This is a genomic window from Chitinophagaceae bacterium (assembly GCA_016699815.1).
Lineage (GTDB): Bacteria > Bacteroidota > Bacteroidia > Chitinophagales > Chitinophagaceae > Ferruginibacter.
On record CP065012.1, the window covers coordinates 961,591 to 980,316 of the forward strand.

General features: G+C 38.9%; 14 protein-coding genes. 5 read left to right on the top strand and 9 right to left on the bottom strand.

The genetic code is table 11. From position 1 onward, the window contains the following. Positions 1 to 10 precede the first annotated feature (10 nt). From IPO46_04245 to aspS, 6 genes are all read right to left on the bottom strand, one after another. Complete coding sequence (locus tag IPO46_04245) at positions 11 to 859, bottom strand: hypothetical protein (GenBank protein ID QQS63808.1); 849 nt, start codon at positions 857 to 859, stop codon at positions 11 to 13. A gap of 624 nt (positions 860 to 1,483) precedes the next feature. Beyond that, complete coding sequence (locus IPO46_04250) at positions 1,484 to 2,470, bottom strand: hypothetical protein (GenBank protein QQS63809.1); 987 nt, start codon at positions 2,468 to 2,470, stop codon at positions 1,484 to 1,486. Between the two features lie 109 nt (positions 2,471 to 2,579). Continuing rightward, positions 2,580 to 3,029 carry a GNAT family N-acetyltransferase gene (locus IPO46_04255; protein QQS64317.1) on the bottom strand — a complete coding sequence of 150 codons (450 nt, stop codon included), beginning with the start codon at positions 3,027 to 3,029 and terminating at the stop codon, positions 2,580 to 2,582. Positions 3,030 to 3,085: 56 nt separating this feature from the next. Beyond that, positions 3,086 to 4,348, bottom strand: coding sequence for a replication-associated recombination protein A (locus tag IPO46_04260; GenBank protein ID QQS63810.1), 1,263 nt, complete (start codon positions 4,346 to 4,348; stop codon positions 3,086 to 3,088). A 65-nt stretch (positions 4,349 to 4,413) separates the two neighbouring features. Beyond that, positions 4,414 to 5,613 (bottom strand): hypothetical protein, encoded by a 1,200-nt coding sequence (locus tag IPO46_04265; protein QQS63811.1) that lies wholly within the window; start codon positions 5,611 to 5,613, stop codon positions 4,414 to 4,416. Positions 5,614 to 5,792: 179 nt separating this feature from the next. Continuing rightward, a complete protein-coding gene (gene aspS / locus IPO46_04270; GenBank protein ID QQS63812.1) occupies positions 5,793 to 7,625 on the bottom strand; it encodes an aspartate--tRNA ligase in 1,833 nt (610 codons plus the stop codon). 286 nt (positions 7,626 to 7,911) lie between these two features. On the opposite strand from aspS, the gene rnr reads away from it, so the two are divergent. The 3 genes from rnr (at position 7,912) to IPO46_04285 (ending at position 11,638) form a co-directional block, all read left to right on the top strand. Further along, positions 7,912 to 9,915 carry a ribonuclease R gene (rnr, locus tag IPO46_04275; protein QQS63813.1) on the top strand — a complete coding sequence of 668 codons (2,004 nt, stop codon included), beginning with the start codon at positions 7,912 to 7,914 and terminating at the stop codon, positions 9,913 to 9,915. 38 nt (positions 9,916 to 9,953) lie between these two features. After that, the gene (locus IPO46_04280) at positions 9,954 to 10,919 is read left to right on the top strand and encodes a polyprenyl synthetase family protein (GenBank protein ID QQS63814.1); all 966 of its coding nucleotides are present in this window, start codon (positions 9,954 to 9,956) and stop codon (positions 10,917 to 10,919) included. A gap of 332 nt (positions 10,920 to 11,251) precedes the next feature. Continuing rightward, the gene (locus IPO46_04285; GenBank protein QQS63815.1) at positions 11,252 to 11,638 is read left to right on the top strand and encodes an RNA-binding protein; all 387 of its coding nucleotides are present in this window, start codon (positions 11,252 to 11,254) and stop codon (positions 11,636 to 11,638) included. A 72-nt stretch (positions 11,639 to 11,710) separates the two neighbouring features. On the opposite strand, the gene IPO46_04290 is transcribed toward IPO46_04285, so the two are convergent. The 3 genes from IPO46_04290 to IPO46_04300 form a co-directional block, all read right to left on the bottom strand. Further along, positions 11,711 to 13,603, bottom strand: coding sequence for a T9SS type A sorting domain-containing protein (locus IPO46_04290; GenBank protein QQS63816.1), 1,893 nt, complete (start codon positions 13,601 to 13,603; stop codon positions 11,711 to 11,713). A 444-nt stretch (positions 13,604 to 14,047) separates the two neighbouring features. Continuing rightward, a complete protein-coding gene (locus IPO46_04295) occupies positions 14,048 to 14,494 on the bottom strand; it encodes a type I restriction enzyme HsdR N-terminal domain-containing protein (protein ID QQS63817.1) in 447 nt (148 codons plus the stop codon). Positions 14,495 to 14,572: 78 nt separating this feature from the next. Continuing rightward, positions 14,573 to 16,114 (bottom strand): S8/S53 family peptidase, encoded by a 1,542-nt coding sequence (locus IPO46_04300; protein QQS63818.1) that lies wholly within the window; start codon positions 16,112 to 16,114, stop codon positions 14,573 to 14,575. A gap of 157 nt (positions 16,115 to 16,271) precedes the next feature. Between IPO46_04300 and IPO46_04305 the strand changes: the two genes are divergently transcribed. Both IPO46_04305 and IPO46_04310 read left to right on the top strand, forming a co-directional pair. After that, positions 16,272 to 17,042 carry an AMP nucleosidase gene (locus tag IPO46_04305; GenBank protein ID QQS63819.1) on the top strand — a complete coding sequence of 257 codons (771 nt, stop codon included), beginning with the start codon at positions 16,272 to 16,274 and terminating at the stop codon, positions 17,040 to 17,042. Between the two features lie 15 nt (positions 17,043 to 17,057). Next, positions 17,058 to 18,716: an ABC transporter ATP-binding protein gene (locus tag IPO46_04310; protein QQS63820.1), complete on the top strand. Its 1,659-nt coding sequence runs from the start codon at positions 17,058 to 17,060 to the stop codon at positions 18,714 to 18,716. The last annotated feature ends 10 nt before the right edge of the window (positions 18,717 to 18,726 follow it).

Sequence of the window (18,726 nt, forward strand, 5' to 3'; positions counted from 1 at the left end):
TTCAAATTATTTATTGTAACACGATTGAAGCATTCCAACTCTTGGGTATACCCTGCAATTCTGTTCTAGGATATGGCTGTTGATTTGTATATTCCAAAATAGCCTTAAAATCAGTGTATGCTGTATTTGAATTAGTTAAACCACCTAAATGTCTTACCACTAAAAAATTAATATGCCAGGGTTCGTTAGGCGGGTACAAATGATACCCATTACCGAACATAATTATTGACCCTTGATATTCCGGGCTTGAATCAAAAGAATTTGAAGCACTATTTCCCGGATAACTCCAACCAAAAAATTTATAAGTTGCATACATTTTCCAATTCTCATAACCTTGATTCCTTGAGGCTACTTCATACTCAATTTCAATTTCTTTATACTCAGGATCAGAATAATTAGGCAGGTCGCTAACACCACCACTTGCTTCATCATAACATTGAGTGTATAAAAATTCTTCAAAAACTTGAACTGTCCCATCTGAATAATAAATTGTTGTAGTAAGATACCAATCTATACAATAAGGCTGATCGGGAACTGGTTCTGTAATAGTTGGCCTTCCATACCATAGCCTAAACTCAATAGGCAATCCACCATTCCCAAAATCCATTTCATATTGCCTAATTTCATTTAATGAAATCTTACAAAATGTACCGCTCACATTTATGGATTGTTTGATAAAGAAATCATGAAACGAATTATTTGGAAGCCCATTTAATAAAGAATCAGCCGGGTAAAACAAAACTATATCAGCTTTCCATATTCTGCCTTTTTCATTTTCTACCAGTAATAAATATCTTAACGGTTCGTTCAAATCTGTTCTGATATTATTAGTCAGGGGCATTCGCTTATCTAAAGGCACAATAATAAAATTTTCTCTGCGGTATGGCTCAATATACATTTCATCATACATTACGCTTGCCTGTATCTTATCAATGGTATTGTTACTATCTCTCCCAATTTTTCTTTTTTGATCTTCCAGCCACTTCCTTATTTCAGCAGCTCCATTTCTTCCGGCAATGCTATTTACACATTCGCTTTTTTCAATTGGATTTTTAAAAGTACTTTCTACAATTGCTTCTTTTTTACAACTAAATAAAGAAAAAACAAAAGGCAGTAAAATTACAGAAACTAAAAACCTGGAATTAAGAGGGGGGGGGAATTACGTTTCATAGCAAATAATTTAGGTGAATTAATAACCTAAGCTACTAATATTTTTTAAAATACAAAATTTATTTATGCAGAATGGCTTTAACCTTATTTCGCAAAGTAGTTTCAGTATTAGCCAAAAAAAACCACAGCAAGCTGTGGAATTTTTAAAATAAGCTAAAGCATATTAATGAAATAAAGTGGTTTCAGGGGCTGCAACGTGTAAGAATACACATCGTTTTCCGGGGGTTAACTTCTATTATATACCTTATGCTTACTTAATGGGTTGTTTTAATTTTTAAATTTTAATGTTTATGTAATATTGGGTTAGTACTTTTTAATAAAAGTGCGGGCACCTGGTTTGCCTGGTATAAATATTATCGTTATTACCAAGTTTTATGCCGAGTTTTATCACACAGGAAAAATAGTCGTCGTTCTTATTGGGGTTTCCTCTTTGGGTGCCTGGAGGATACCTGTTGAGCCCCACGTTAAAAATGCCGTTTACCTTATCGGATATTTGCTCGGCAAGCGCTGCGTCCTGCGGCGACATATAAAGCCTGAAATAGTTCGGATCAATATAAGTGGTACTTACATCATCCACATAATCGGTAAAAGTATGCCGGTACAAAAGTTCGGTGCCGGTAAATACTCTGTCGCTCAGTTTTATTTTTACGCCAAATCCCATAGGAAGGTTCAACTGGGTAAGTTTATACGGTTTCTTTTCGGGGTATTCTTCCATTCCCTGTCCTTCTGTACGCAAGGGATGTAATTTGTACCAGGTTCTTCCACCATTAATGTTTTTTATAGATCCCATGGGGTCAAAGTGAAATATGCCCAGGCCTCCAAAAACATAGGGGCGAAATTTTGGATCGTAATCTTCATAATTCCTATACATATAGTTTAAAGGAAAAAACTCTATTGCCGAATAAGCTTCCCAAACATTACTCTTAAAATCGAGGTTTCTTTCCAACCTCCACAATTCATGGCTGCCTTCGGGTTTAATGGTATAATCTTCGCCGGATAAGTAAGTGTATTGTGCCGCAAACCTTAAACCAATCCATGAGTTGGGATAGATAGATACAAAAGCCCCTTTCATCATTTTGGTCAACTCCAGGTTTATATCTTTTACAAAGTAGGTGCCTTTTCCCCTGTTACCGCCAAGGTCGCCTAGAAAAAATGTAGGGCCAAAATTAAGCCCGGCTTCTACACTCACTTTTTGTGAGTTGCCCAGTAAAATGTGTTGCGCATTTGCGGCAGTTCGCAGGTTAAGGAAAAGTGCCAGCACCAAGCATTTAACAAATAACCTATGTAAAGCAGGTTTCATGGTTGATTATTTTGTTTTTCAAGTATTGGATAATAACCGAGGGCATTATTTGCCCGTATATATGTGTATTAACGGCAAACAGCAATAAAATATTGTTGTAAAAAACGAATTATACAGAGAGGAGCATTTCTATATGCGGTATCCCATCTTCAAGATAGGTTTCGCTGCAGGGTATAAAACCCAATTGGGCGTAAAAATTTTTTAAGTATAACTGTGCGCCAATTTTTATAGAGGGAACTTTAAAATTTTCAAGTACTATTTTTATAGCCTCCTGCATTAATTCTTTGCCCAGGCCTTTGCGCCTGTATTCAGGCGCTGTAACCACCCTGCCAATACTAGCTTCGGCAAAAGCTATACCCGGCGGAATTATACGGGCATAAGCAATTAATTGATTATTGTGCCAGCAGCACAAATGCCAGCTATTGAGATCCTTTTCATCGGTATCGGGATAAACGCAATTTTGCTCCACCACAAAAACCCTGTTGCGGAGCCTTAATATTTCATACAACTCATAAGCGGTGAGTGTGGAAAAATTCTGGTATAACCACTGGGCATTTATCACAATAATTTTTTATACTTTTCGTTGCCAGCAAAATAGGTTACTGCTTTTATTTATTAATAACCGTATTTATCTTTCCACCTTTCTTTTAAAAATTTTTTTATTTCTTCTTCCCTTATATTATTTCCCGGTGCATAAAATGCAGTAGTATTTATTTTATCTGGCAAATATTGGGCTTCTGTAAAATTATTATCGTGGTTATGCGGATAATCGTATCCTTTTCCGTAATCCATCGTTTTCATCAATTTTGTAGCAGCATTACGTAAATGCAAAGGAACAGGAAGATCGCCATATTTTACCACTGCTTCCTGCGCTTTGGCAATGGCAACTGTTGAGGAATTACTTTTTACAGAAGTAGCCAGGTAAATGGCACACTGGCTCAAAATTAAATTCGCCTCGGGGTAGCCAATCATATTTACTGCCTGAAAAGTATTTACTGCAAGCAACAAAGCATTAGGGTTGGCATTGCCAATATCTTCGCTGGCAAATATTACCATGCGTCGTGCTATAAATTTTACATCTTCTCCTCCTTCAATCATCCGGGCAAGCCAGTAAACGGCTGCATTGGGGTCGCTACCCCGCATACTTTTAATAAAGGCCGAAATAATATCGTAGTGTTGCTCCCCTTGCTTGTCGTATAAGGCAATGCGTTGCTGGGCAACTTTCATCACACTTGCATCATTAATCACCGCATTTTTTCCTAAAGTTTCTGTGGTTAACTCAAGCAGGTTCAATAATTTTCTTGCATCTCCACCGCTTATATTTAAGAGCGCTTCATGCTCCTGCACTTTAATATTCATTGTTTTTAGCGCTTCATCACCTGCTACTGCCTTTTGCAACAACGCAATAAGCGATTCTTTATCCAATGGCTTTAACACATAAACCTGGCACCTGCTCAACAGTGCGCTGTTTACCTCAAAAGATGGGTTTTCGGTAGTAGCGCCAATGAGGGTAATAATACCTTTCTCCACTGCACCCAGCAAAGCATCCTGCTGCCCTTTGTTGAAACGGTGAATTTCATCAATAAACAAAATAGCGCCGGTAGATTTTTTTGCCATGTCTATGGCTTCCCTGATATCTTTTACACCTGCAGAAATTGCACTGAGTTGAAAAAAGGGTTTGCGTATTGTTTTTGCAATAATATTGGCAATAGTTGTTTTACCTACTCCCGGTGGTCCCCACAAAATTAGGGAAGGAATTTTTTCTGCTTCAATGGCTGTACGCAAAATACTTCCTTTGCCGGTAAGGTGCTGCTGTCCTGCCAAATCATCCAGCGTTTGTGGGCGCATCCGTTCTGCAAGTGGAGAAAGCATCGTCATGCAGTAAAGTTACAGAATTAAGGATGGGAGCAACAACCGGCTATGTACAAATTGTCCGGTTCCTTTTAATTTTTTTCCAGGTATGGTAAAACATCAGGTAATGTAACCGGCCGCTGTTCATCATTAATATTAATTACAATGGCATAGCCTTTTGCACCTCCGCTTTTTCGCAGCATTTCTACAAGGCTATATTGGTCGCTGTATTGCAGCTTACCGGTTTCTTCGCTCCAGGTTTCTTTGGTTACCAGGCAACCTGCAGTAGGCGTAAACGGGTAATATATTTCGCCGGTATAAAATTGAGGGTTTACGGTGCTGCCATGGGCAATAATTTCTGTACGGCCCAGCATACCGGCAAAGTACGCCTGGTAAACCGGATAATAATTTTGAAAATTTTGCGGCAGCAGTTTTTTATAATCTTCTTTTTCCCAAACCGAATCTACTTTATTTACCTCTTTATAAAAATGCGAAGCCTTATCTTCAAATGGCATTTGCATTTGTACATTTACCGATGGCCCAATAAAAGCATTATTGGAAACCTCAAATCCATCCATCCGAAAAATTCCCTCGGGTGTGTTTCCATTAGAAATATAGCCGGGCATATTGCTGATGCTCCTTGCCAGTTGTGGAACATGAAAAATATTCCCCTTGCTGTCCCGTACAAAATTCCCATTGGCATCTCTTATTAAAACCAGGCCGGGATAATTCCGGTTTTTGCGCTGTAAGCTTATCAATAAAACATTACCAGGCAAATAATTTTTTTGAAAAAAGCCCGACAATTCGGGAACCGCATTTTTTTTATTGTATAAAGACGCCTGGTAATAGATTTGCTGGTAGTACGGGTTTTCTTTGTACATACTCATGCGCTCCTGTGTAAGATATTCAATATACACAGCATCGTCTTCATTGCCGCTATTTAAAATATAGTTTGCTGCCATAGCAAAAACTTTATCGTTGCTTATAACGTTTAAATATTTTTTTACAGGGCCAATATATTTTACGGGATATTGTGCATTGAGCAAATCCAATAACGAGCGCTGATAATTACTACTTAAGTTGGGAAATAAAACTACCGCTTTATCAATTTGGGTATTTACAAATGCAGATTTATATTGAATGAGCGCTATTGCGTCAAAGGCATTTGCCCAGGCTTCTTCATTATTTGCCGTAAGGCTATCCGACAGGTTTTTGAGGATAACATTGTTTACCACGTTACGGTAAAATTTTTCTCTGTTTTTCTTCAATACATTTTTCGTGTACAAAGTCATGGTTTGGGAAAAGCCCTGCAAGCAAAAAGCACAAAATAAAATTGCAAACCATTTTTTCATTGAATACCATTAAGGCAATAACACAATACTATAAAATTTAACCTTAGTAAGTAAAGACATGGGAAGGTTTTGTGTTAAATAATTCAAAATCTTATTTCTTTCTTTTATTATTCAGTTATTTATTTGGGTAGCAGGTTGAGTTTTATTTGTAATTCATCAAACTGCCTGGTATCTATTTCACCGGGTGCATCAATCATTACATCCCGCCCACTGTTGTTTTTGGGAAAGGCTATAAAATCCCTTATACTTTCGCTGCCGCCCAGTATGGAGCAAAGTCTGTCGAAACCAAAAGCAATGCCGCCATGCGGTGGTGCGCCATATTCAAATGCGCCCAGTAAAAAGCTAAATTTATGTTGCTGTTCGGCTTCATCCATTCCCAATGCAGCAAACATTTTTTGCTGCAATTCTTTTTGATAAATGCGAATGGAGCCTCCGCCAATTTCGTTGCCGTTTAAAACCATATCGTAAGCATTAGCTTTAATATTGGCATAAGGATGCTTTAAATATTCTGCTGCATTTTCTATAACCGGGTTGTTATTGATCATAACGTTTATATCCGCAGGCTTGGGAGAAGTAAAAGGATGGTGCCTTGCTACCCAGCGGTTGTCTTCTTCGGCATATTCAAATAATGGAAAATCCAGCACCCACAGCAATTTAAATTCATCGGGCTTGCGCATGCCCAGTTGTGTGCCCATGTGCAACCTTAATTCGCTGGCGGCTTTACGGGTTCGCTCTTCGGCGCCGGCAACTATTAAAATTAAATCGCCTGCATTTGCACCGGCTGCTGCAGCAATTGCTTTTAATTTTTCTTCGCTGTAAAATTTATCTACGCTGCTTTTAAAGCTGCCATCGGCATTGCATTTAATAAATACCAGGCCCTTCATACCTATTTGCGGCCGTTTTACCCATTCGGTTAGTTCATCGGTTTGTTTGCGGCTGTATTCACTGCAGCCTGTAACGGCAAATGCAATTACGGTTTCGGCTTCATCAAATACCTTAAAATCTGCTCCGGATATTAATGAAGCAATATTTTCTTTACCTGGGAAACTGTGTGCCGGAAATTTAAGGTTGCATAATTTCATATCAAACCTAATATCCGGCTTATCATTGCCAAAGGTCCACATGGCATGTTCCCATGTGATGCGCTGAACGGCTTCGGGGTAATCCATATTTTTTATATCCTTAAAAATTTGTTTCACCAGGCCTTCAAACATTTGGAGAATGTCTTCCTGCTCTACAAAACACATTTCGCAATCTATTTGTGTAAACTCAGGTTGCCTGTCGGCACGCAGGTCTTCATCTCTAAAGCATTTTACAATTTGGTAGTAACGGTCGTAGCCGCTCACCATCAATAATTGTTTAAAAGTTTGCGGGCTTTGTGGCAGTGCATAAAACTGGCCCGGGTTCATGCGGCTTGGCACCACAAAATCCCTTGCACCTTCGGGTGTACTTTTTATAAGAAAAGGTGTTTCAATATCCATAAACCCTTTTAGGTGCAGATAGTTTCGTGTGCTGCGGCTTACGGCATAGCGCAGCTCCATATTTTTTTTAACGGCATTGCGTCTCAAATCGAGGTAGCGGTATTTCATACGCAGGTCGTCGCCGCCATCAGTATCATCTTGTATGGTAAAGGGCGGCACAGTGCTTTTATTAAGTATATTAAATTTTGAAACCAGTATTTCAATATCGCCGGTAGGTATTTGTGCATTTTTATTGCTGCGTTCATTTACAATGCCGGTTGCCTGCAATACAAATTCACGCCCCAGAGGATGGGCTTCCAATTGGGCATTAAGCTCTTCAGAAAACAATAATTGGGTAATGCCATAGCGGTCTCTTAGGTCCACAAATGTAATACTGCCAAACTTGCGAATGGTTTGTACCCAACCGGCCAGGGTTACTTCTTTTTTGCAGTCGGTAATCCTTAATTCGCCAGAGGTATGCGTTCTAAACATAAAAAATATGTTGAATAATGAATTGATGTATAAGAGTGCGACGCCAATGAAGCCCAATAGTATTATTTCTGCCGGGTACATAAAAATCATTATGTTACCGGCTTTATCAACTTTGGGCAGCATCGTTGTGTCACTCACTTCAACGGCACCGGTTTAATGCAGCGCAATTGGGCGGCAAAGATAATAAAATGAAATATGGCCAGGGCAACAAGTAGTAAATAAAAAACAGGCAAATACAATAGCTTTACGCCTTAGCCGAAAATTAACTAAATTGCAAAATAATTATATGAGCAAAAAAGGAAGTTCTAAAAAAAACGCAGCATCCAATATTTTGCAAGGTGTATTGGACATCAGCAAAAGCGGGATGGGATTTGTAAGTGTAGCAGGGCTGGATAAAGACATTATGGTAAAACCGCACGACCTGGGCAAGGCCTTTAATGGCGATACAGTGAGTGTACAGGTGCCGCAAAAAGGCGGTTTTAAAGAAAAAAGGGTGGAAGGTGTAATAACCGATGTGCTGCAGCGCAAGCAGTTGGTTTTTACCGGCAGCCTGCAAATCAATAATAATATTGCATTTTTTATAGCCGGCGGCGATAAAGGCATGCCCGATTTTTTTATTCCACCCCATAAATTAAGCGGTGCAAAAAATGGCGATAAAGTTGTTGCCAAATTTATAAAATGGAACAAGGCCGATAAAAAGCCCGAAGGTGAAATAGTAGCCAAAATAGATGCGCAAAATGCCAGCGACCTTGCCATGAAAGAGCTGTTGCTGAACAATAATTTTTCGCTTTCATTTGATAAAAAGGTAATTGAAGAATCCCAAAAGTTATCACCCGATATTACACGTGAAGAAACCCGTAAGCGTAAAGATTTTAGGGATATACTCACTTTTACCATTGACCCTGCAGATGCCAAAGATTTTGATGATGCTATTTCTATACGCAATATGGATAACGGTTGCTACGAAATAGGTGTACATATTGCCGACATCAGCCATTTTGTAAAACCCGATACGGAATTGGATAAAGAGGCATACGCAAGGGCAACCAGCGTGTACCTGCCCGACAGGGTAAACCCCATGCTCCCGGAAAAAATATCCAATGAGCTTTGCTCCCTAAGGCCCAATGAAGACAAATACTGCTTTTCGGCCGTTTTTCAAATTACCAACAAGGCCGAAATAAAACATAAATGGATTGGCCGCACTTTAATACACAGCAATCACAGGTTTACTTATGAAGAAGTGCAGCAAATTATTGAAACCAAAGATGGCCTTCATTTTAAAGCGCTTCTATTGCTCAACGACCTTGCCCAGCGTATGCGTAAAGAAAGGCTGAGCAAAGGCGCCATAAATTTTTCATCGCAGGAAGTAAAATTTAAACTGGATGAAACGGGCAAGCCTGTGGGCATAGAAATTAAAGAAAGTTTTGAAGCCCACCAGCTTATTGAAGAGTTTATGCTGCTGGCCAATAAAACAGTTGCCGAGTATGTTTCAAAAATAAAAATCAATAAACAACCCATACCCTTTCCCTACCGGGTTCACGACAAGCCCGATGAAGAAAAACTAAAACCTTTTGTGGCTTTTGCCCGAAAATTTGGTTACCATTTCGATTTAAAAGATGAACGTTCTGTGGCACTTTCTTTTAATAAATTATTGAAGGAAGTACATGGAAAACCTGAGCAGCATGTGCTGGAGCAACTGGGCATACGTACCATGGCCAAAGCCATTTATACCTCAGAAAATATTGGGCATTATGGCCTGGGCTTTGAATTTTACTGCCATTTTACATCACCCATTCGCCGATATCCCGATGTATTGGTGCACCGAATTTTACAGCATTGCCTCGATAAAGATTTAAAGACGGATAAACACATGGAGGAAAAATGCAAACATTGCAGTGAGCGGGAACGTAGCGCCATGGATTGTGAACGCAGTGCCAATAAATACAAGCAGGTAGAATTCATGCAGCAATTCCTGGGAGATGAGTTTGATGCCGTAATCAGTGGCGTTTCCCCTTTTGGGTTTTGGGCAGAAACCCTGGAACATAAATGCGAAGGCTTTGTAAGCATTAGGGAATTGAACCTCATGGATGAATTTCGCCATGATGAAACCGACTATGCATTGCTGGGGCAAAAAACAAAAAGAAAATTTCGCATGGGCGATAAAATAAAGATAAAAGTAGTAGCCACCAACCTGGAAAAAAGGCAAATGGATTTTGAATTGCTACAGGACAATAAAAAAACCGGTAATAAAGCAGCTATAAAAAAGATACCTGCCAAACGCAAAAAATAACGATTGTGCATTGCAACAGCCGGGTTTAAAATTACAACATGAGAACTTTTGCTGAGCTATCTGAACTGTTTGAAGAAAAATTTAATTGCAGGCATTTCCCTAATGAGCCGGCAACATTATACAACCCGGCGCAATATATTTTATCTATTGGCGGAAAAAGGATAAGACCCGTATGTGTACTGATGGGTAATGAGTTATTTGGGGAATTGGGGCCTAATGCATTTAACGCAGGCTTAGCCGTAGAACTATTCCACAATTTTACTTTGATACATGACGATATAATGGATAATGCACCCTTAAGAAGGGGGAAACCCACAGTGCATGTACAATATGGAACGCCTACAGCCATACTTACCGGTGATGTAATGTTTGCACAATCTTATGATTATATCTCAAGGGTTTCTAATGAATTTATTCATCCAGTTCTTAGCTTGTTTAATAAAACAACTAAAGAAGTTTGCGAAGGCCAGCAACTGGATATGGACTTTGAGCAAAAACAAAATGTAAGCATAGAAGAATACCTGCAAATGATTGCTTTAAAAACTTCGGTATTGCTTGGGGCAAGTATGCAACTGGGTGCTATTTTGGGAGGAGCAGGAAAAAGGAACCAGCAATTGATGTATGAGTTTGGCAAAAACCTCGGCATTGCCTTTCAGGTACAGGATGATTACCTAGATGCATTTGGCAACCCAGATAAATTTGGCAAGCAGGTTGGCGGAGATATTTTATTGAACAAAAAAACAATTTTGCTTTTATTTACAAGAGATAATATCGGCCCTCAGCAAAAAAATGAATTTAACGCGTTGCTTCAATCCAGCAATAAAGAAAAGGTGGGCAAAATGTTGCTTTTGTATAAATCATGTGGAGCCGACATTTATGCAAGGCAATTAAAAGAAAAATACTATAAGCAGGCTTTACAAAATTTAGAAGAAGTTGCCGTTATTAGTTCTAGAAAAAAAGCCCTGCAAAATTTGGCAGAATTTTTATTAAACAGGGAAAAATAAAAGAAATCGGCCAACATTTTTAAAAGTCAATTTATATATTAATTTTTAAATCTATATTTAAAAATAATTTTCTTTCTCCTTTATCATCAATATTTTATAAAGCATAAAATAGTTGTACAACCCTTTACCCGTTTACAATAGGAGCAAAAAAAATTTAAATCCCTGATTTTCTTTAATTTATTAAGAAAATAGTTTATCTTTGCGCTGCTCTAATGGTTTTGGTTTTAACACTGTTATCTGATATTGCTTTTTCTAAGTCCTTCAGTTCATTGTAAAGCATTAAGTCATTAAGGGATTTATAATTTATTTATTAAAAAAAAAGTTTTTTTACAATGAACATTTATGTTGGAAACCTGAGTTGGTCAATGTCAGACGATGACCTCAGCAATTTATTCACTCAATTTGGAAGCGTAACAAGCGCAAAAATCCTTAAGGACAAAGTTAGCGGTCGCAGTAAAGGTTTTGGTTTCGTAGAAATGGAAACCGATGAAGAAGCCAATAATGCAATTGCTAATCTTAACGAAACTGAAATTCAGGGCCGTAAGATTATTGTTAACCAAAGCCAGCCTCGCCCTGCCGGAGAAGGTGGTGGTGGTGGATTTAAAAAACGCAGTGGCGGATTTGGTGGTGGAAACCGTGGTGGTGGAAGCCGTGGTGGCTATGGCGGCGGTGGAAACCGTGGCGGTTATGGCGGCGGTAGAGAATCAAGGGATTATTAATAACGTTATTCCATATAAACACAAAAGCCTTTCTTGCGAAAGGCTTTTTTTATAGAACGAGCTTTACTGGTTTTATTTATTTATCAATAATTTTCCCGGATAAGAACGGAAGCCTACCTGTATTTTAAAAATATACATTCCTCTACTCAACTGCTGTGGCAGAATAAGGTTTATTTGGTTCATGCCGCTGTCAATATATCTTTTTGAAATTATTTCCCCTAAAAATTTTCCGCTTATATCAAAGAGCTGCATTGAGATTTCTGTTCTTTTTTCTACAGTTACCTGCAAGTTTGCCTTATCGGTAACAGGATTAGGAAAAACGGCGTATGTAAATTCCAGCTGTGGATTTATATTACCCGTAGTATCGTCGGGCAAATCAAGTATGCTGTAATTGTTTTTTAAAAAAAGTGGTGAGCCGGTAAGGGCAATATTATCTTTCAATTGGTCTGTTACTGTATTTGACGCAGAAAAATTCCATTCGTATTTATACAAATGAGCGGTAACATCGGCCGATAGCGGTATGCTAAATGTTGCCGATGCCGATTCGGAATTGTTGGCTGTTGTTTTGGCCCATAAAACATATAAGTTTTCGCCAGCATTATTTTTATAAGCTGCGCCATCAATGGTAGCCGGTAAATTCAATGCATTGGTAAGCGTTTGGTTAAAGGTATAACCAGATAATAACTGCGAAGTAGTTTTATAAGCCACACCTGCATCGGTAATTTTTTGCAGGTATGCCCCGCCATTCCATAGCGGCCCAATATTATGTAAATCCTGGTACATGCCCATTACACTAAATGAGTTTGTTGCCGTATTATAGGGTTCCAGGTTGCCGAGGCAATATAATTGTGTTTGCAACAACCCTTTTTTATGGCTGGTAACAAAAGATTTTATGATATAGTTCCGTTGCTCTGCCAGGCCGCCCCACTCGCCGCCAATGCTTTTGCCCGGTGCATTATTTTCGGTACAAATCAAATATTTTTTGGGGTAGGTTATACCATTAAAACCCCGGTTGGCTAAAACAGTTTCAAATTCATTAATTGTAGCGCCAAACATCTGGCTGGCTCTGTCTGAGTTCCGGTTACTACTTCCCATATTAAGGTGTGGGTAAGAATGGAAACTCAATACATCAAAATATGCGCCACCAAAATTTGGATATGAGGCCGATACTGTGCCATCTGTGGGATTATCAGTATAGCGCAGGAGGCAATCTAAAAAACTTGCATAGCCAATACCACCCGGTGTTACATAAGCCGATGGATCAACCGATTTTATTACTTCGTAACTAATACGCAGCAGCCGTATATATTGATAAATGGGCACATAAATATTTTTTAACTGGCAGGCTGTGGGTGCATTGTTCCACCAACTGTCAGTGTAAGTTTGGTCTTTCCAGCCATACATGCCCCAATCCTGATCGGGTTCATTTACTATTTCCCAAAACCTTACATAGTTTTTATAAGTTTGGGCAAGGTTATAAATATATACTGCGTAATAATTATTTTCATTTACCGGCGTACCATTTACACCTCCATCCCAAATAGGTTCATACATATTGGCATAAAGCCGTGAGCTCTCTGAACAACCCTGGTATTTTGTATTATCTGCATGTGCGGCTGCTACAGGTAAATCTACAAACAGGGTGTGTTCTGCAAGCCCAATAGATTGAAAGTGTTGAAAGCGCCCATTCAGAATATTCATTCCCCAGGTTTCTGTAAACTGTTCATACACTTTGGGCCTTAGCGTTGTAACGCCAATTCCAGGAATATTTAAAGAAGGATTGCCAGCAGCAATATTAGAAGTTGTAAAATCATCCCATGACCCATCGTACCAGCCAAGGTTTATACCGTATCTAAAAGGGCCATTATAGGAATTAACCTGAGTTTGGGCGTTAAAGGAAGGTTGGGCATTAACAAATAAAACCGCAAAGAGTAAGGATAGAAAAGCAATAAGCTGTTTTTTCATAAGAATTTTAAGATATTGGTTTGCGTTTATAACGCAAAAATGAAGCCGAAGGTGTGCGAAATTTCTTTTAGTTTATTGTAGTAAAATCAATGATGATTTTGCTTGCATATAAACTGCTATACGTTAATGGTTAAGAATGAATATTGCTTATTTTTTATAAAAAAGAAACCTCTGAAGCATGCAATCCGTCTATATACAGGAGAATTTGTTTTTCAAATTTTTCACCTGCAAAAACACCTGTTTTATTTGATTGATAACGAGTTAAAGCATTAAAAGCCTTTCTTTTATTTATTTTAGATAAAATAAAACATTGAGCGGCAATGCAGTTAACATTAGTTTTTTATAATCGGCAAAAAGTGGAATATTTATTTGCCCTGAACCCTAAACTGGTTAACCCTTAAAGCTACCCTTTTTTGTAGCTAAAAATGCCTCATACAAATGGGGCTATTTTTTTGCCTTTGCTGAAAGTAATTTTTTTAAAGCCGTAAATTTTTCATTTTTCCTTTCAAAGGCAAAACAATTTTTACCATTGGTAATTACAAAAACCGGCGCTTGTAACCTTTGGTTGTAGCGCAACACCTGGTTCAATACCTGCAGGGTTAAAGTTTCGTTCATGCTTTTGCACTCTATTACCATTTGTGGGAAAATATCATTGCTGTACACTACAATATCAAAACGCTTTTTAAGGCTGCCAACCATTACCTGTTTTTCTACTGCTATTAATGCTGGAGGATAATTCAATACCTCAGTTAAATACAATAAAAAATTTTGACGTACCCATTCTTCAGGCGTAAGTACAAGCCAGGTTTTACGAATAATGCAAAAAATTTTTTCTCGTCCTTTGTCCTGCTGAATTGCCGGTTTGCTATCGGGATAATTAATTTTAATCATTCTGCACAAATGCCCTGGTAAATAGAGTCTGCAAAAATACTATGGGCAAATTATTTGCAGCGAAAATATTATCGTATGTTAGTTTGTTGCTACATCGGCATTTACATTTCCCCAACCAAGTGAACTGCTTTTATTGGGATATTTTGAACTGCTTTGGATTAATTTATTCAATACCTGGTCTCTTGTATAACCGGGGAACCTGCTCCACACCAATGCAGCAATGCCGCTCATGGTTGCTGTTGAAACAGATGAGCCACCTACTGTACTTGGTACATCGCCCTGCATAGCAAGGCTCAGCTGGTGCAAATTAGTTGAGGCTTTTTCCATTACCACAGTAAAATCGGTTTCTGAACCGCTATGGCAGGTTTCACAGGTGCTGTTTACATTATTTTCTTTTACGCCGGTAACTGCATTTACATTAGATAGCCATGCAGGAAAAACAACGCCATACCAACCGGCAGCCCAGCTAAATGATGTGCCTGCAGCACAAAACATTAATTTACCTTTTCCATAAGCATAATTTATGGCATCGGCAACCTGCGAACTGTTGGTAATTCTACCCATGCTCATACTGATTATTTTCACATCGGTCCTGTTTGCCGCATTAATATACGCATTGGCAACGCCTTTGGCCTCACGGCTTGCATCTAAAAAAACATCTTCTGCAGCACGGCAGGTAACTAAATTACAATTGTATGCCACACCGCAAGCTGCACCGTCAATACCTCTTGGAGCAGCCAAAGCTCCTGCCATTGCAGTGCCATGCCCGCAACCATCGTCGGGTGTTTCCGTTGGCCCATATGGTATGCCAAATATTGTACTACGGGGAAGTGTTACCGATTTTTCAACCGTTCTTCCTCCAGAGTTTCCCTGGTTAAATGCTGAGCCCAGGTTTTCCTGGTCAAATTCACAACCGGTATCTATTACAAAAACTTTAATGCCTGCCCCACTCGTTCTTGCCCATGCAGATGGGATATTGTGATAGATCAAATTCCAGGATTGCTTTGCGTTGGGGGAAATTGTACTGTAATCTGAACCATTCACCAAACCACTTTGTGGTGAATTGCTACAGCCACTGCTACTTAATTCCTTCGCTGCCATATCGGCTGCTTCTTTAGGTTCGTAACCCATGGGCTCGGCATACCTTACCATTTTATTTGCCCTCAGCATTTTAACAGTTTCCAGGTTTTTTACATTTACATCCAGTACCGGTAGCACATCTTCTTCCCATTGTATAATTTGGGACATTGTTATGGATTTATCCAACTTTTGCTCTGATGCCAAAATCATTTGAAGGAGCTTTTCTTTTACTGCTTTCCATGCTGCATCGTTGATATTAATTAAATGAATGCGGTTGTCAATATTAGCTTCTGTTTCAGGTTTATAGCCTACGGCCATTACATTGTCGCTGTGTTGCAGTGCGCTCCAAACCATTACATCACTTGCTGTATTCCATTCAAAATGGCCGGCATCTTTACACTGGCTTTTAATAAATGCATCTATTTGAGTGGTGGTCATTAAATCTTCTTCAGCCGCAATTTCTCCCTGGTTCAATGAAGTTTTTTTACAGGATACAATAAAGAAGATGATGGTAAATAGAAAGGCAATAAATTTTATCATTTGCAATTAATTTGGCAATGAATTTAATAATATTTTACCGTATATATTAAAAATTACCGCACATTTTATTAAGATGATTGCAATGGCCTTTACACCCCTCACAAATCAGCCGTAGATTTTTTTTTGTATTTTTACTCAAAGCCAACAAAATATAAAAATGAAAACAAAAGAAGAAATAGTAGAAAACTGGCTTCCAAGGTACACAGGAAATGCATTAGATGGATTTGGGCAGTATATATTGCTCACCAATTTCAGCAACTATGTAAACCTGTTTGCAGAATGGAATAAAGTGGAAGTAATAGGAAAAGATAAACCCATGCAATGTGCAACAGCCGGCGAAGTTACCATTATAAACTTTGGTATGGGAAGCCCAGGCGCCGCTACTATTATGGACCTTTTAAGTGCTATACAACCCAAAGCTGTATTGTTTCTAGGTAAATGCGGCGGCCTTAAAAGGCGTAATAAAATAGGCGACCTCATACTGCCAATAGCTGCCATTCGTGGCGAAGGCACCAGCAACGATTACTTTCCACCCGAAGTGCCTGCATTACCGGCATTTGCACTTCAAAAGGCAATAAGCACTACCATTAGGGATTATGAAGTGGATTACTGGACAGGCGTGTGCTATACTACCAACAGGCGAGTGTGGGAACATGACGACCACTTTAAAGAATACCTCCAAAAAATAAGGGCTTATGCCATTGATATGGAAACCGCCACCATTTTCAGCGTAGGTTTCCATAATAAAATTCCAACCGGTGCATTGCTGCTGGTAAGCGATTCGCCCATGGTTCCAGAAGGGGTAAAAACAGAAGATAGCGACAAATCCGTTACCACAAATTTTGTGGAAACACATTTAAAAATCGGGATAGATTCGCTTAAGCAACTTATCAATGACGGGTTAACAGTAAGACATTTGAAATTTTAGCCCGGTAAATAATAATTGCCGCCGTTATTAACCATAAAGAACCTTAGGGTAACTTTTACAAACGATGGTATAATAAATACAGTTGTAAAAGATATTAATTTTGCCATTGAAAAAGGCAAAATTACGGCGCTTGTAGGCGAAAGCGGATCAGGGAAATCTATTACAGCATTATCGCTTCTTAAACTATTACCCTCAAATGCAAATGCAACCGGTGAAATATTTTTTTGCAATTGCCAAAGCAGCACCAACCTTCTGCATTTAAGCTCAAAAAAAATCAATACCATACGGGGCAATAGTATTTCCATGATTTTCCAGGAGCCCATGACTTCGCTAAATCCTGTATTAACCTGTGGCCGGCAGGTGATAGAAGTATTGGTGAAACATAAAAAGTATTCCTCAAAAGTAGCAAGGGAAATAACCATACAGCTTTTTGAAAAAACCGGCTTGCCTAATCCTGAGCAAATATTAAAACGTTATCCGCACCAGTTAAGTGGAGGACAAAAGCAAAGGATCATGATAGCCATGGCCATTTGCTGCAACCCGACCCTGCTTATTGCCGATGAACCCACCACAGCATTGGATGTTACCGTACAAAAAAACATTCTTTCGTTAATTAAAAATTTACAGGTACAAAATTCAATGGCCGTATTATTGATAACACACGATCTGGGATTGGTAAACGATGTAGCCGATGAAATAATAGTAATGCAAAAGGGTGAAATAGCAGAATATGGTAATGCTCAGCAAGTATTGCATTACCCTCAACATAACTACACAAAATTATTGCTCTCAAGCAGGCCTGGAAAATCCAAAAAACCTAAACCGGATATCGTAAAAAGTGCCGTAGGAAATAATTCCGGCCATCATATCGCCGCCAGCCAAGCACCTGCTTTGGAAGTAAGAAACATAGTTGTACAATTTAAGGAGAAAAAAAATATTTGGGGAAAGCCTTTAAATTACAAAACGGCGGTAAACGGGGTAAGTTTTTGTGTGGCACAAAATGAAACACTGGGGCTGGTTGGAGAAAGCGGTTGTGGCAAAACCACCCTTGGCCGGGCCATACTTGGGCTGATTAAACCACAAAAAGGAGAAATTTTTTTACATGGAAAAAATTTAATGTCATTAACAGATGCTGACAAAAAAATTATAAGCAAACAATTGCAGGTGGTTTTCCAGGATCCGTACGGCTCACTAAACCCAAGATTGACTATTGCCGAAGCTCTTACAGAACCTATGGCTGTACACGGCCTTTTATCCGGCAAAAGACAAAGAGAAGAAAAGGCGGTTTTGCTAATGGAAAAAGTAAACATAAAAGCCGATTTTTTAAAACGCTACCCACACCAGTTTAGCGGCGGGCAGCGGCAGAGAATTTGTATTGCACGTGCACTTTCTGTTGATCCTTCGTTTATAATTTTTGACGAAAGCGTTTCGGCCCTTGATGTAAGTGTACAAATGCATATCCTGCAACTGATAGATGAGCTTAAAAATTCACAGCAATTTACTTCCATTTTTATTTCTCATGACCTTTCTGTAGTGCATTATATCAGCAACAGTATAATGGTAATGAACCAGGGAAAAATGGTAGAAACCGGAACCGCAGATGAAATTTTTTATCATCCCAAAAACGAATATACCCGGCAATTGATAGACGCCATACCCGGAAAAAATTTGTAACCCGTACATT